The organism is Lysinibacillus sp. NPDC059133 (assembly GCF_042755925.1).
GTDB lineage: Bacteria > Bacillota > Bacilli > Bacillales_A > Planococcaceae > Lysinibacillus.
This window is the reverse complement of sequence record NZ_JBHZDH010000021.1, coordinates 32,135-47,458: the sequence shown is the minus strand read 5'-3', so window position 1 is coordinate 47,458 and position 15,324 is coordinate 32,135. Positions and strand designations below refer to the sequence as shown.

The 15,324-nt window shown below is 36.6% G+C and carries 14 protein-coding genes and 1 pseudogene; 7 read left to right on the top strand and 8 right to left on the bottom strand.

Annotated elements, in window-relative coordinates:
* Positions 1 to 568: 568 nt before the first annotated feature.
* Positions 569 to 1,693 (bottom strand): annotated as a pseudogene (locus ACFXN8_RS13130) (MFS transporter).
* 370 nt (positions 1,694 to 2,063) lie between these two features.
* On the opposite strand from ACFXN8_RS13130, the gene ACFXN8_RS13125 reads away from it, so the two are divergent.
* The 3 genes from ACFXN8_RS13125 to ACFXN8_RS13115 all read left to right on the top strand — a co-directional run bounded on the left by ACFXN8_RS13125 (position 2,064) and on the right by ACFXN8_RS13115 (position 6,571).
* On the top strand, positions 2,064 to 2,249 hold the full coding sequence (locus ACFXN8_RS13125) for an SE1561 family protein (RefSeq protein ID WP_376073129.1): 186 nt from the start codon (positions 2,064 to 2,066) through the stop codon (positions 2,247 to 2,249).
* Positions 2,250 to 2,655: 406 nt separating this feature from the next.
* A complete protein-coding gene (locus ACFXN8_RS13120; RefSeq protein WP_376073126.1) occupies positions 2,656 to 4,194 on the top strand; it encodes a fumarate hydratase in 1,539 nt (512 codons plus the stop codon).
* A 472-nt stretch (positions 4,195 to 4,666) separates the two neighbouring features.
* Positions 4,667 to 6,571, top strand: coding sequence for a heavy metal translocating P-type ATPase (locus ACFXN8_RS13115; protein ID WP_386845603.1), 1,905 nt, complete (start codon positions 4,667 to 4,669; stop codon positions 6,569 to 6,571).
* A gap of 46 nt (positions 6,572 to 6,617) precedes the next feature.
* Here the strand turns inward: ACFXN8_RS13115 and ACFXN8_RS13110 are convergent, their stop codons facing one another.
* Positions 6,618 to 7,565 carry a YihY/virulence factor BrkB family protein gene (locus tag ACFXN8_RS13110; protein WP_376073121.1) on the bottom strand — a complete coding sequence of 316 codons (948 nt, stop codon included), beginning with the start codon at positions 7,563 to 7,565 and terminating at the stop codon, positions 6,618 to 6,620.
* A gap of 24 nt (positions 7,566 to 7,589) precedes the next feature.
* Positions 7,590 to 7,916 (bottom strand): YtxH domain-containing protein, encoded by a 327-nt coding sequence (locus ACFXN8_RS13105; RefSeq protein WP_386845601.1) that lies wholly within the window; start codon positions 7,914 to 7,916, stop codon positions 7,590 to 7,592.
* Between the two features lie 205 nt (positions 7,917 to 8,121).
* Here ACFXN8_RS13105 and ACFXN8_RS13100 point away from each other — a divergent pair, with 205 nt between their 5' ends.
* Positions 8,122 to 8,343 (top strand): DUF1128 domain-containing protein, encoded by a 222-nt coding sequence (locus ACFXN8_RS13100; RefSeq protein WP_386845599.1) that lies wholly within the window; start codon positions 8,122 to 8,124, stop codon positions 8,341 to 8,343.
* A 71-nt stretch (positions 8,344 to 8,414) separates the two neighbouring features.
* On the opposite strand, the gene motB is transcribed toward ACFXN8_RS13100, so the two are convergent.
* Both motB and motA read right to left on the bottom strand, forming a co-directional pair.
* Entirely contained in the window at positions 8,415 to 9,188 is a 774-nt protein-coding gene (gene motB, locus ACFXN8_RS13095) for a flagellar motor protein MotB (RefSeq protein WP_376073113.1), read from the bottom strand.
* The gene (motA, locus tag ACFXN8_RS13090) at positions 9,172 to 9,975 is read right to left on the bottom strand and encodes a flagellar motor stator protein MotA (RefSeq protein WP_386845596.1); all 804 of its coding nucleotides are present in this window, start codon (positions 9,973 to 9,975) and stop codon (positions 9,172 to 9,174) included. Before motA ends, motB begins: the two co-directional genes overlap by 17 nt.
* 897 nt (positions 9,976 to 10,872) lie before the next feature.
* On the opposite strand from motA, the gene ACFXN8_RS13085 reads away from it, so the two are divergent.
* Together ACFXN8_RS13085 and ACFXN8_RS13080 are read left to right on the top strand one after the other, a co-directional pair.
* Complete coding sequence (locus ACFXN8_RS13085) at positions 10,873 to 11,007, top strand: hypothetical protein (RefSeq protein ID WP_255350001.1); 135 nt, start codon at positions 10,873 to 10,875, stop codon at positions 11,005 to 11,007.
* A gap of 181 nt (positions 11,008 to 11,188) precedes the next feature.
* Positions 11,189 to 11,752 (top strand): beta-class carbonic anhydrase, encoded by a 564-nt coding sequence (locus ACFXN8_RS13080; protein ID WP_386845594.1) that lies wholly within the window; start codon positions 11,189 to 11,191, stop codon positions 11,750 to 11,752.
* A 51-nt stretch (positions 11,753 to 11,803) separates the two neighbouring features.
* Here ACFXN8_RS13080 and ACFXN8_RS13075 read toward each other — a convergent pair whose 3' ends face one another.
* The gene (locus ACFXN8_RS13075) at positions 11,804 to 12,391 is read right to left on the bottom strand and encodes a GNAT family N-acetyltransferase (protein ID WP_376073103.1); all 588 of its coding nucleotides are present in this window, start codon (positions 12,389 to 12,391) and stop codon (positions 11,804 to 11,806) included.
* A 339-nt stretch (positions 12,392 to 12,730) separates the two neighbouring features.
* Positions 12,731 to 13,561, bottom strand: coding sequence for a polyphosphate kinase 2 family protein (locus ACFXN8_RS13070; protein WP_376073100.1), 831 nt, complete (start codon positions 13,559 to 13,561; stop codon positions 12,731 to 12,733).
* 203 nt (positions 13,562 to 13,764) lie between these two features.
* Here ACFXN8_RS13070 and ACFXN8_RS13065 point away from each other — a divergent pair, with 203 nt between their 5' ends.
* On the top strand, positions 13,765 to 14,478 hold the full coding sequence (locus ACFXN8_RS13065) for a hypothetical protein (protein ID WP_386845591.1): 714 nt from the start codon (positions 13,765 to 13,767) through the stop codon (positions 14,476 to 14,478).
* Between the two features lie 25 nt (positions 14,479 to 14,503).
* Here ACFXN8_RS13065 and map read toward each other — a convergent pair whose 3' ends face one another.
* Positions 14,504 to 15,259 (bottom strand): type I methionyl aminopeptidase, encoded by a 756-nt coding sequence (map, locus tag ACFXN8_RS13060; RefSeq protein WP_376073095.1) that lies wholly within the window; start codon positions 15,257 to 15,259, stop codon positions 14,504 to 14,506.
* Positions 15,260 to 15,324 lie beyond the last annotated feature (65 nt).

Here is a 15,324-nt window from a genome sequence, read left to right as displayed (position 1 = left end):
CCAGTTGCCCAGGATTTAAAAGATTTTTATACTTTAAATTTTTAGCTTTAATACGAAAGAATTTTGACACGTAAACTTTGGGCTTTTACCTTTGAGCTTTCAACTACGTTTGTTTAAAGTATCCTTTGTAGTAAGGCATGTTTCATACCTTGAAGCGCGAGCGACTTTTCGTTTTCCGTTTTCCGTTTTCGCTAGGCCATGCAAATTTAGTTAGGCTATAGAAATCCAAAGTCCAAATATTACTTATCTGCAAATATTATTTGATTTTATGTTTGCTTGTCTGTATAATATCATTCTAGGTGCCAAACCTATGTGACTTGGACGAAAAATCCTTGTCACGCAAAGAATGCCATAACAGCACGGATTTGCTGGGCATTTTTTGTTTTATGAGCGGGAGATGAGCCCCGCTCTTTTATTTTGCCCAAATTTCACATTATGAAAAAGCTGAGTAATTTACTCGAGCAATAACTTCCCCTACCTGATCAGTTCTTCTCTATACCCGAACGGTTGACGCTCTTCCTTCTACTTCAAAGTTGATTTCCAAAAGACAAAGCCTCTTACATCGACACTAATTGCTTATTTTTTTTCGTCCAAATACTAACAAAACAATAGTTACAGTTAGCAAAAGCATCGCAACTAATAAAAGGAAGCTGTAATTTACATATTCTAAATAAACGCCTCCTAAAAATGGCCCTGTTAAGCTACCGATACTAAGGGCAATGCCGCAAAGCAGATTTCCTGTTGGCAGTAGTTCCTTTGGTGTTAAGTCAGCCATAAAGGTAATACCTAATGAAAACATCGAACCGACTAATGTCCCTGTAAAGAAAAATGCTACGGCTACTGCCATTTGTGAATGCTCTACAAAGCTCGCAATGCCAAAAATAATAGCCCCTCCAAATGAGCCTATCATTAAGACATTACGTCGTCCTACTTTATCCCCTATAGCTCCAAGTGGTACTTGTGTTAAAATCCCACCAAATGTAAAGACTGATAAAATAATAGGAATCATATTCACGTCGAAACCTTTACGCAAAGCATAAACTGGGAACAAAGCATTTAAAGAGGATTCTAAAAAACCGTAAACAAATGGCCCTAAAAAGGCAATCCATCCAAATACAATGGCCATTTTATAACGATGCCAGCCTCTTGCATGTAAGTCTCCCGTTAATCGCTCTGGTTTTTCATTTTGTAAGAGAAATACAAAAGACCACGCTAATAAGCACATAATTGAGGATACAATAAACGGTAATGCCTCTGAAATTTGTATAAGTTTTACCGTAAATGGCCATACCTTTTCCTAAGCTTTTATGATCCGATGTGCTTGTAATCCACGTCTGTGTTGCAAAGTGTAATGCATGATCCCCTACCCCAATGAATAAGCGGAGAATAAACCAAAAGGTCACACTCTTCTATAAAGGAAATGCTAACAGCGAAGCGAAGACAAGTGCACCGCCCATTAAAATAATGGGTTTGTAGCCCCATTTTCGTAATGGCTGTTCGATAAATGGGGAGATTAATAAAGTTCCTATGTATAGACCTGTTGCATTCAATCCGTTCAACGCGGAAGATACCCATCACGTTCGAAAATAATTGAAATTAGCGGTAAAAGCATCACTTGTGAAAAGCCTGAAATAGATACAATTAACACTAGAATGGCAAATCTTTTTTTGCTGTAATCTGAGAAGTATGTCATCTTTTCCTCCAACATCAGGTCATTCTTCCAAAGAACAGCATACTAAAAAGCCTTAGCGCTCACCACATGTGATTTTACGCTAAGGCCTAACTAACACTTATCTCCATTTAATTGTATAAACACGAATTTCGGCTTTTACATTGGCCGAGTACTTGTTTAAACTCCCTCCTTTTCGAGTTAGAGTCTTTTTGGATTTTTTAAATCAGCTCCTTTACCTTTTCTTAATACTAATTTAACACATGATTTCATTATTGTAAATATTCCGTCTATTAGTTTTTTCAAAATAATCGCTTAGTCCTAGGCGTTTACCTAAACATTGAAATTTAGTCCCGAATCAGCTAAGATGGAGGGGACGAAATGAGGTGTATGTATGTCAAATCCAATCACTGATAAAAAACAGCAAATGAGTTACTTAAAAGAGCGTCTTGAAATGTTTTTAGAAGTTTTAGATGCCATTGATCCTGAAACAACTGAATTAGAGGATATTGATCGTTTAATTCAAATGATGGATGATTTAGAGGACAAAATGGAGCAATTTAATGCTCGTGAACAATAACTACTAATCAATTTCGCCTTGGCGTAATTGCGTCCGGAGGCTATATAAAAGCAAGTGGAAAGCTATATATCCACTTGCTTTTTTTCTTGGCCATTTCTGGCTAGTAGCAATCCCAATTATATAGAACTTTACTAAAATCCTTACGTTTCAGGTGAACAGCTCCTCGAAAGCATGCTCCCGTAAATCCTATAACCGATCAGGAAATCTTAATATATTGTTTATTACCCCGCTTCAATTTTCTTCTAACATCTTAACGATAAATAACATAATTTCACATTATAATTTCCTCTTTTTGAGAATAGACCTTTAATTCTGACCACAATGAGTTGAACTCTTTTTTTCATTAGTTGAAAAGAGTATAATGTAACGTGGAAATAATCAAATTTTCTATGGGGGGCAATATCAAATGAATATCCAAACTTTGGAGAAAAGTCTTTACGATTTAATTACTGAAACGTCTACAAATCTACCAAAAGACGTACGTCGTGCTATTAAGAAAGCTAAAGAAGCTGAGAATTCAGGTACTCGTGCTGCAATGAGCTTAGACACAATCTCAACTAATATTATTATGGCAGAAGATAATGTATCACCTATCTGTCAAGATACTGGTCTACCAACATTCAAAATTTATACTCCTGTTGGTGTAAACCAATTAGAAATTAAAGAAGCTATTAAAAAAGCTATTTGCGATACATCTGCCGATGCAAAATTACGTCCAAATGCGGTTGATTCATTAACAGGCGCAAACAGCGGTAACAACCTTGGTGACGGTCTTCCTGTTATGAAATTCGAACAATGGGAAAAAGACTACATTACAATTAAATTAATCCTTAAAGGTGGCGGCTGTGAAAATAAAAACATTCAGTATAGCCTACCATGTGAGATTGAAGGTCTTGGCCGCGCCGGTCGTGATTTAGATGGTATTCGTAAATGTATCATTCACTCAGTATACCAAGCACAAGGTCAAGGCTGTTCAGCTGGTTTCATCGGTGTAGGTATCGGTGGCGACCGTTCTTCTGGTTACGACTTAGCGAAAGAACAATTATTCCGTCATGTGGAAGATACAAATCCAAATGCTGATCTTGCTAAATTAGAAGAGTATGTAGTGAAAACTGCAAACACATTTGGTATCGGTACAATGGGCTTCGGTGGTGAAGCAACATTACTAGGCTGTAAAATTGGTGTTATGCACCGTATCCCTGCATCATTCTACGTATCTGTAGCTTATAACTGCTGGGCATACCGTCGTATGGCTGTGGACATCAATCCTCAAACTGGTGAAATTATTAACTGGCATTACCAAGAAGGTGAAAAAATTACATTTAAAGAAGATGAAGTTGCAGCAACAACAGAAGATACTACTACAGATGTAGTGGAACTTACTGCACCAATTACTGAAGAGCAAATTCGCGCTCTAAAAGTTGGTGACGTTGTTTCGATTACTGGTCGTATGTATACTGGCCGTGACGCAATTCACCATCACTTAATGAGCCATGATGCTCCAGTTGATCTTAATGGACAAGTTATTTATCACTGTGGCCCTGTAATGGCAAAAGACGAAGAAGGTAACTGGACAGTAAAAGCAGCTGGTCCAACTACTTCTATTCGTGAGGAGCCATATCAAGGTGACATCATGAAAAAATTCGGTATCCGCGCTGTAATTGGTAAAGGCGGTATGGGACCAAAAACACTTGCTGCATTAGAAGAGCACGGTGGCGTTTACTTAAATGCAATCGGTGGTGCTGCACAATACTACGCAGACTGCATTAAAGGAGTAGACGGTGTTGACTTAATGGAATTCGGTGTTCCAGAAGCTATGTGGCACTTGAACGTTGAGAAGTTCACAGCTGTTGTAACTATGGACTCTCATGGTAACTCACTACACGCAGACGTAGATAAATCATCTCTAGAAAAACTTGCGCTACATGCAGAACGTGTTTTCTAATAAAGAGTAATTTCATTTTATAACGTTACTTTTAAAAGTAGTAATAATTTTTTAGCTGTGGCGCAAGCATAGCGACAGCTATACTACAAAAATGGGTTTTTAGTTAAATAATTTATGGCTCATCACGTTTATTGTGATGAGCCTAATTTATGCAGTAATTCCCAAACTTAAGGCATTTTCACTGCACAAATTTGAAAAGCACAGAATATTCCTATGAATAACTGTGCTTTTTCTTATGTTCAAAATTATTTCAAAATACCTCATAATTGCCCCCAACTCAATCCTGGACTACTTTTATCCCCTTTTATTAAAAATTCCTTCAAATTTCTTACTTTCTTTTTTAATATTCCTTTGTTATAATAATTCTAAATTAGAAAGGAATTAATTGAAATCTATTTTCAATTAGAAATAGTTTATACTCATTGATTTATATAGGCTTTGATATTGATTTTCATTATCAGGAGGGATAAAGGTGGAGCACACTAATCGAGAAAATTTTAGTTTAATTGAGAAAACAAAGGAACATGCTGAATTAATCGCTGCCCTTATTGCAGGTTTGTTTATTTTGCTTGCATGGCGTTTAGATATTAGCGGGCAAACAACAGCTTCTATTCTTTTATATATTGTCGCATTTTGCGTTGGTGGATTTGCTAAAGCAAAAGAAGGTATTGAAGAAACCATTGAAAATAAGGCGCTTAACGTTGAACTATTGATGGTATTAGCCGCAATCGGTTCAGCAGCAATCGGTTATTGGACGGAGGGTGCTATTCTAATTTTCATCTTTGCTGTGAGTGGCGCTCTTGAAACATATGCAATGAACAAAAGTCATCGTGAAATTTCTGCACTCATGAATTTACAACCTGAAGAGGCTTGGCTCGTTCGTGGTGGTTTTGAACCAATGAAAGTTGCTGTATCAACTCTACAAATTGGTGATCATCTACTTGTTAAGCCTGGTGAACGTGTACCAGCAGACGGTGTAATCTTTAAAGGACAGTCTTCTATCGATGAATCTGCTATTAGTGGTGAACCTCTTCCAGTGGCAAAACGTGAAGATGACGAGGTATTTGCCGGTACAGTGAACTTAAATGGTGCCATTACGATGGAAATGACAAAACCGAATTCCGAAACACTATTCCAAAAAATTATCCAGCTTGTACAAAGTGCTCAAAGTGAAAAATCTCCTTCTCAACAGTTTATAGAAAAATTCGAAGGTACTTACGTGAAATTTGCGCTACTTGCCGTTGCTCTAATGATGTTTTTGCCTCACTTTGTACTCGGCTGGGACTGGACAACAACTTTCTATCGAGCAATGGTACTCTTAGTAGTTGCTTCTCCATGCGCACTTGTTGCAGCCATTATGCCAGCAACACTTGCAGCCATTTCAAATGGTGCAAAACACGGTGTACTATTCAAGGGAGGCCTACATTTAGAGCATCTAGGTGCATTACGTGCACTTGCAGTAGATAAAACAGGTACTTTAACACAAGGTAAACCAACCGTTACTGATTTTATTGTTCGTGAAGGATTAGAGCGCGAAAACGCAATGGCCATCCTTGCGGGTATTGAAGCACAATCGAACCACCCACTTGCTCAAGCCATTACTTTATTCGCTAGAAAAGAAGGGATCGCACAATTTCCACAAGCCACTATTGAAGATATTCCAGGTTGGGGTATTAAAGGTTACGTTAACGAAATAGAGTATCTTGTTGGTAAACCAGACTTCGTTGGACTAGATGAGGCAAATGAATTTGCAAATGGTATAGCAGAAAACCTTGCTTCAGAAGGAAAAAGTGTTATTTTCATTCGTGACAAAGATGGCATCGTCGCATTAGCAGCCTTAAAGGATACCGTTCGCAATGAAGCAAAAAAAGCAGTGTCATTATTAAAAGAGCTTGGTATTAATGTTGTTATGCTAACGGGCGACAACGAGAAGACAGCAAAGGTAATTGCCAAGGAAGCAGGCGTGACAGAATACGTCGCAGAATGTCTCCCTGAAACAAAAGTGACTGAGATGAAACGACTTCTTTCTGAACATAAATTTGTAGGGATGGTCGGTGACGGTATTAATGATGCACCTGCATTAGCAACTGCAACTACCGGAATTGCTATGGGAGAAGGAACAGATGTTGCTTTGGAAACAGCAGATGTCGTTTTAATGAAAAATGATTTATCAAAAATTGCCTATGCCGTACGTTTATCACGTAAAATGCAACGCATCGTCAAACAAAACATTTTCTTCTCAATCGGCGTTATCGTTTTATTAATTGCCTCAAACTTTTTACAAGTCGTCGATTTACCCCTAGGTGTAATCGGTCATGAAGGCAGCACCATTTTAGTTATTTTAAACGGCTTACGTATGCTTAATAAAAACGTCTAAAACAAACAGCCTCGTATCACAAAATGTGATATCGAGGCTGTCCTTTTTAATATTCCAAACTATTTGTTAAAGTCTCCTGCTTCTTAAGCTCTTTTTGCAATGCTTTTTTCTGCATCGTCGCATTTAAAACGCCACCAAAAATTAAAATAATCCCCGTGAAATATAGCCAAAGCATTAAAATAATGACGCCACCAATACTGCCATATGTAGCGGAATAATTCGCGAAATTATTAATATAAAAAGAAAAAACAAATGTAACTGCCTGCCAAGCCAAAGTCGAAAACAATGCCCCCGGCCAAACGCTCATTAACTTCAAACGAGGATTTGTATTCGGAACAAATCTATAGATCCCCATTAAAACAATAAAAATGAGTAGAGGTGGTATCGACCAGCGCATTCTATGCCAGATTATTTCAAACTGCTCCTCAATGCCAACAATCGAAAATAAGAAATGCCCCACCTGTTGCCCAAAAACCGGTAAAAGTAGAGCGACAGCAATAACAACGACAAACGCTATGGTGAAAACAAGGGATAACCCTCGATCCAATATACTCCCCCTAGTTTCTGTATCATAGGCCTTATTCAAGGCTCTAGTCAATGCATTAATCCCTTTAGAAGCAGACCAAATCGTTCCAAGCACCCCGATGGATAATAAACTACTATTACGGCTTGTTAAAATTTCATTTAATGTATTTTCAATCAGCCTATATACCTCGTCCGGCATAACATTCACTAGAAAGGAATACACTTGCGTCGTCTCTAAATTCAAATACGGTAGTAATGTAACTAGAAAAATTAGCAGTGGGAAAAAAGATAGTAAAAAGAAATAAGCCAATTCTGCTGCAAGAGCTGATATTTCCACTCGCTGGAAGCGTAATATTAAATCTTGCATAAAGCCTCTTGATGTCATCACATCTACAGTGTCTTCGTCTGGTGAGACAAATGATTTTACCCTACCGACAGCTGTATGTATCGATGCTTTTTTCTTTTCCATACAAATTTCCTCCTGTGCAAACAACTATTCTTTATCAGGTAAAGAAAAGGCCGATTTTGTGTCATTAATCATGCCTTCGATTGTGGATGGTAATTCTTTAAATTCATCCACTTTTTCAACAATCGCGTTGACATTTTCTGACACACCTTCACATAGCACTTTAGCGGCCAATACTTTTTCCTCAACTAGCACTTGTAATTCCTCTCGATTGGCTGCATAATACGAGATTGCTTCTTTCATCTTTTTCGTTGTAGCTATTGTTTTTTCACGCGTTACACGGTCCAACATGCTTAATGCAGCACCAACTGTGGCACCAACTACGATGGATGCTAATAATTTACTTCGTCCCATATTAAATACCCCCTGCTTCAAATGTGTTTTAGAATAATAAATCAATTATGCCTCGACATACTTGCGTCCCGAGGCTTTAACTTCTCACTGCCCTTATTCTACCCAATAATAGTCTATTTTTAAAGCAATGCCCAAATACAGTGTTGACATTTTTTTTATTCAATGAAATGATATTTCCGAGGATTATGAAAGGTAGGTTTAAATAATGGATTTATCAGTACCGTCAAAAGAGAACGTTATTTATATGGTTGATCAAATGAAAGAAAAGCTTCGTATGGTAAATGTCGATGCAATGAAATCGGAAAATTTCGATGAAGCTAATTACGAAGACCTTGTCTATTTATACGAAATGGTCATGAAACGTAATGCATTTAGTCCGAGCGAGATGCAAGCCATCGTTGCTGAATTAGGAGCTTTACGTAAATAATTAAGCATTTTGTAAATAGAGATAAAAAGCTATTAGCATGACACTCAGTGCCTTTTGCTAATAGCTTTTTTCTATTGCGTTTTTTTGGCAGCAGATCCATCTTCTTCTACAAGTGGTAGAATTAATACTTCTACACGACGGTTTTTTGCACGCCCTTCAGTAGTATCGTTTGGTGCAATAGCACGATACTCTCCATAACCTTTAAAACTAAAGTTCGTAGGATCTAACTTCGAATTACTCATCAATAAAATATTAAGGAAGTTTATTGCTCGAACTCCTGACAGCTCAAAGTTAGACGAGAAGTCAGGTCCAGCTGGAACGTTGTCAGTATGACCAGTAATTACTATATTACGCGCCGGATCCGATTCTAATACGTCAGCAAGTTCCTTCGCAACAGGAACATATTCTGGTTTAATAGTTGCTTTCCCTGGATCAAACAGAAGACTATCACGAATTGTTACAAGTAAACCCTCATCAGTCATTGCTGTTGCAAACTGACCTTCCATCTCATTAACAGCGATAAAATTATCAACACTATCTTTAATTTCAGCCAACTCTTGCTGATCCTTTAAGTAAGCAGAATTTTGCTGTACTTGTTGTGGTGTTTGGTCACTTTCTGCATTCGGACTTTCGACCGGCGAAGGCTGCTCTAAAAAGCTTGTTCCACCATCAAATACTTGATTAAACACTGCTGACATTCTCTCTAGCTTTTCTTGGTCTACTGAACTTGATGCAAATAATATGATAAACACAGCTAATAGCAGTGTTAAAATATCTGCATACGGAACTAACCAAGACTCATCGATATGCTCATCATGCTTTTTTTTCTTAGCTTTCTTTGCCAAGGCCGTCCGCCCCGCTTTCATCAGAAATTTGACGACGTTCTTCCATTGTTAAGTAAGAAGATAGTTTTTGTTCGATAACACGTGGAGCTTCCCCTTCTAAGACAGAAAGGATGCCTTCAATCATCATTCTTTTTTGCTTAACTTCGATAGCAGATTTACGTTTTAATTTATTCGCAAACGGATGCCATAAAACATAACCTGTAAAAATACCTAGTAATGTAGCCATAAAAGCAGCTGAAATAGCATGTCCTAGCTTTTCTATGTCATTCATATCTGCTAATGCGGCGATTAAACCTACTACCGCACCGAGTACCCCTAAAGTCGGGGCATATGTACCAGCTTGCGTAAAGATTGCAGAACCACTAGCATGGCGTTCTTCCATTGCTTCGACTTCTTCTGTTAGGACGTCACGAATATAGTCCGCATTCTGACCATCAATTGCTAATGTAAGTCCATTTTTCAAAAATGGGTCTTCTATCTCAGAAGCTTTACTCTCAAGCGCTAATAGACCTTCACGGCGTGCTAAATCAGCCCATTGTGAAAACATCTTAATAATCTCAATATCATCTGCTAATTTTGTTTCTTTAAAAAGAATTTTAAATAGCTTTGGTACACGCTTTAACTCCTTCATTGGGAAGGCAATTGTTACTGCGGAAATAGTACCAAAGATGATAATTAGAATGGCGGCTGGGTTATAAAATGCACTTAAGCTTACACCCTTTAGCACCATTCCTGTTAATAGCGCTACAAACGCAAGTATTAACCCTACAATCGACGATATATCCATTCTAGAACCTCCAAATCTCCTATTTACCTTTATTTCGTCCTTTTTTTCCATATTTTAAATAAATACATAATATAGTATAAATGTATTTCACATTTTTTTCGATCTAATAAATACTTTTTATTCACTTTTCGACTATATTTGATTATATTGAATTAAGAATAATACACTAAATTGTCTTTATTTGAAATTAGTTAAGAATTTGTTATTACCCTTCGACACAAAATTATCAAAATATGCTAAACGAGTCGCAAAAGTAGGAGTAAATATCCAAAAATATCAATATCACTATATAAGCTATTCGACCGATAATCTAAAACCAGTTCGGATAATTACTAAAATTCCGTTAAAAAATAGTGTAAAACAGCTGTTTATCAATGTATCAGACGATATTTTTTTCACTCTCGTAATAAAAACGCTCCGAAAGACTCATTTAATTTCTTTCCCTATTTAATCAATTATACCTCGGCATAATCGCGTACGAATTCGGCTTTGTGCTTGGATAAAAAACTCCTTTTACCACCTAAAGACACGGAATCACCTATTTCACAGTCTTGTTTATTATTTTTGATTCGCTTTAGATAAATGCCTATTCTTTTCGTATTGAGGGTAGGAAATATCCTTTAGAAAGCTATTGAAGAATGAGCTAAATCACAGCATGGAACATGGCTTTATGATTAGTTTTGAGTAAATGAGTATAAATAACATGACAAATCATTGGTAAAAAAGAACTTATTTTCTGAAATAAACTAGGTATTTCAAGTATTTTATACCTACTAATTTTAGTCCAGACTAGGTATCTTATGGATGTCATAAATTCTCCTTAGATTTTCCTAGTAACCTATTGTATAATCACTATAGATAGTATTGTAGATTATTTAGTAGAGAGGAGCTTTCATTATGTTCATTACGACTGTACTTGGCTTTTCAGCCGTTTTACTAATTTCTCTAGCATTCTTCATCCACTACCTACAAGTTGGTTTAGATTCTAAATCTTCAGTAACTGTAGATCCAATGCCAAAAGAAAAATATTAATTTCATTAAAAAACAGCTACCATAACGTAGCTGTTTTTTATTTTTTTCAGTTATTTCGTTTCGCTAAATAAATTAATAAACTTCTTTTTTTTTCGTAAAAATTGCGTGAATATTGTCATTATTGTTTGCATATTGATCATTTTGCTCTAAAATATTTCTGTAGGGAAGGGAGCAATCTTTCATGACAATGTTACAAGATATTCTTAAGTTTAATGAAGATTTCGTTCAAGAAAAAAAATATGAGCCTTTTATTACAACAAAGTATCCTGATAAACGCATCGTTGTGTTATCTTGTATGGATACTCGTCTTGTTGAGCTGTTACCTAAAGCTATGAATTTACGTAATGGCGATGTAAAAATCATTAAAAGTGCTGGGGCATTAGTTAGTCACCCTTTTGGTGCAATTATGCGTAGTTTACTTGTAGCTGTTTATGAACTACAAGCGGATGAAGTGTATGTTGTTGGACATTACGACTGCGGTATGAGTGCAGTTGACCCAGAAGCAATGCTAAATAAAATGGTTGCTAGGGGAATTAACCCTGAAACTATTAAAACGGTAGAAAATTCAGGTCTTGATTTAAAAAAGTTTTTACGTGGCTTTGGCGACGTAAAAACAAGTGTTAAGAAAAGCGTAGATACAATTCGCAATCACCCGTTAATGGTGAAAGATGTACCTGTTCATGGATTAGTAGTTGATCCAAATACAGGTCGCCTTGATTTAATCATAGACGGTAGTAAACAATAGTAAAAATAAGAAGCGTCTATCCTTCATTGTTTGAAAGATAGACGCTTCTTTTTATTCGTTCTCTAAACGTGCATACATATAATGATCCACCCATTGGCCATTAATGTACAGTAGCTTTCTCAAAAGACCTTCCTGCTGAAATCCAGACTTTTCTAAGACTCGGATAGAAGCATTATTTTGTGTTGAAACATAAGCCTCTACACGATGTAAGCCTACTTGCTCGAACGCAAATTGCACGACCATATTTACTGCTTCTGTCACGATCCCTTTTCCTACATAAATTTCATCCATCGCATAACCAACAAATGCACTGGAATACGGTAAACGTTTTACTGCATAAAGAGCAATATGTCCAATTAGATTATTTGTACCTGGCTCAAAAATACCGAAAGTAAATTCCCTCTTTGAGTCCATTAAGTATAAGCTTTCTTGAATTTTTTTATATTGAGCATTAATTGTATAATATTCGGGTCGTTGTAACGGTTCGTATGTAGACCAAAAATATTTATTGCGACTTACGAGATCAGTTAAACTTTGTGCATCTTTTTCATAAAATGTGCGAATGTAGCATTTCCCTCCCTGAATCGATACCACATTTTCACCCTTTTTCCTCAATAGATTCCAAATTTTAAGCACCATTTTTCCACACTAACCTTCCGATAATTGTCAATACATTTTAATGCCTGCGTTCATTTTCGATAGATAAAAAATCCAATTACATGAAGTATTACTGCACTCCGCTTAACGGTCAGTAAAAGGCCTTTCCTAGTTTTAATTGAGCTTCAGTCAACATAGCGGACTCTTAACTGACCGTAAAGCGCCAGGCAAAACATAAGAATAGATGATAAACTAACCATAATAATTCACTAACAATTTGTGGGGAAACACCCACTGAATTGAAGTTTTACTTTATTGTATGTAAAAAAAGATGCTGCTACAACTAAAACATTTCGTCTTGTTGTTACAGCATCAATAACATTATTTCATTTTTTGTTTTTGTTTTTTAGGCTTCTCTTCTAGCAATTCAAGGCTAGACGATTCTGCATCTTCTAAATGCGCTTTATCTAAGACATTCGTTAAATAAAGGCCACGTTTTTTTGCCTCACGTTCAATATGTGCTAATGTTTCTTGCAACACCTGTACACGAGCATATTGTTTATCGTCACCTGGTACTAGAACCCATGGCGCACTTTTCTTATCGGTCTTCTCAAACATTTCATTCGCAGCTTCTATATACTGAGGTGTTTTTTCACGATTTCGCCAGTCTTCATCTGTTAGCTTCCAAGACTTATACGGATCTTGCTCACGTTCTTTAAAACGATTAAGCTGCTCTTCATCTGATACTTGAAGCCAGAACTTAATAACAATATAATCTCCTGCAGTTAAAATCTTTTCAAAATTATTAATTTCCTCGTATGCACGAGACCACTCTTCATTTGTTGCAAATCCTTCAATACGCTCAACTAATACACGACCATACCACGAGCGATCAAAAATAGCGATTTGTCCATGTTGTGGCAGCTTTCTCCAAAAGCGTTGTAAATAATTGTAGCGCAGTTCATGAGGCTGAGGTGCTGAAATGGGGTGTACGACATAACCACGTGGATCAACACGTTCAATTAGACGCTTAATAGCGCCACCCTTACCAGCAGCATCCATACCTTCAAATACTAAAATTAACCCTATTTTATTGTTTAATAAAAACTGTTGAGCATTTAACATTTCATACTGGAGTACTTTTAATTTCTTTTTATACATTTTCTTATCCAGATTAACTGATAAATCTAGATCATTTAAATTTTGAGTCATTAAAACTTCACTCCTTACATTTGTATACTCCCATTGTACTAAAGAAATATATGAATGCCTATGCAAATGGTAAATTGTAGATAATTTTAGCGAAACAACACGATACATTGTTGGAAATTTCCGTTATAATGAAAATATAACGTATCAGTCCTATACTTATTTGTCTTTTCCCTATACAATTTAACACGAAGGGAGAGGAAAACATGCCTCGATTTTTTTTGATGACAATCACTTACATTGTCTCACTTATCCTAACCTTTTCATCCTATTTCATGAAAATAAACGGTCAATCTTCCTTAGAGATCTCAAATCGTTTTCCAGTAATATTTGCACCTTTTAATGTAAGTTATGTGATTTGGATTGTGGTTTACATGTTACTTGGTTATTGGTTAGTCATGAATCTAAAAAAGACATCTATTAAACAGACTGTTCTCTTTAGTAGCATATGTATCATGCAGGCGTTAGCAATTGTTGTTTGGCATCACGAACTTTTTATCGTGTCAATTGTCAGTACGTTTATTTTAGTACTGTATTTATCTAAGTTGTACAAAACGTACCCTCTCAGCAATAATTCACTCACGGGTCGTCTGCCCTTTTCGGTTTATTTCGGATGGGTTACATTTAGCCTGATGACAAATATAAGCTTTACGCTAACATCTTATCAGTGGAATGGTTTTGGGCTTAGCAACCCCCTGTGGGCAGTTATTTTACTGACATTCGGGGTAGCAATAGCGCTACATATTCGATTCCATTATTTTGATATTATCTTTCCAAGTGTATTTATCTGGTCCTATATGGGGGTCGCATTACATAATGGTTTTGATGAGCTACTTGTGTCAACGGCAGCCTTGTTTTTATGTGGCGTGCTACTTGTCGGTATATTATTTATTAAAAAAAATCCTGCCTACCAAAAATAAATTGGTTAGCAGGATTTTAGCTTTTTTATTGTTCATCAAGCGAAGTTAAAATAATTGGTTTATCTTTTGTAACGATAATTGAATGCTCAATTTGCGCAACTAATGTTTTGTCTGGCGTAACGAATGTCCAGCCATCACCAGATTCCACAATATGCTCTGCTTTCGCTGAGATAAATGGCTCGACGGCAAGTACCATGCCCTCTTTCATAATTGTAGAGTCCCATGCATCATAATAGTTTAAAATATGATTTGGCTCATCATGTAATGAACGACCTAAACCATGACCTGTTAGGTTCATAATCACTGTTAAATCATTGGCATATGCTTCTCGCTCAACAGCTTTTCCGATTTGGTTTAATTTTGATCCAGCTTTTACTTTTGTCATTGCACGGTCGAAAGCACTTTTAGCTACGCGGCATAGCTTTTCTTTATCCTCATATCCTTCACCGACTACAAATGAAATGCCTGTATCCGCAAAGTAACCATTTAATGAACCAGATACATCTATATTAACGATATCTCCCTCATTAATGACACGTTTACCTGGAATACCATGTGCGACTTCCTCATTAACACTAATACATGTGTATCCTGGGAAATCATACTCCCCTTTAGGGCCAGAAACTGCTCCTGCTTCAGCAAACATACGACCTGCAATTTCATCTAGTTCAAGTGTTGTTACACCTGGTTTTGTAGCAGCCTTCATGGCTTCACGAATTTCAGCACAAATACGGCCGATTTTTTTAAAGGCTTCAATCTCTTCTTGCGTTTTTACAATCATTTTTAACGTCCCTTTCATCTAATATCTACTACTTAATATAACATAACTTTTTATACATAAAACGC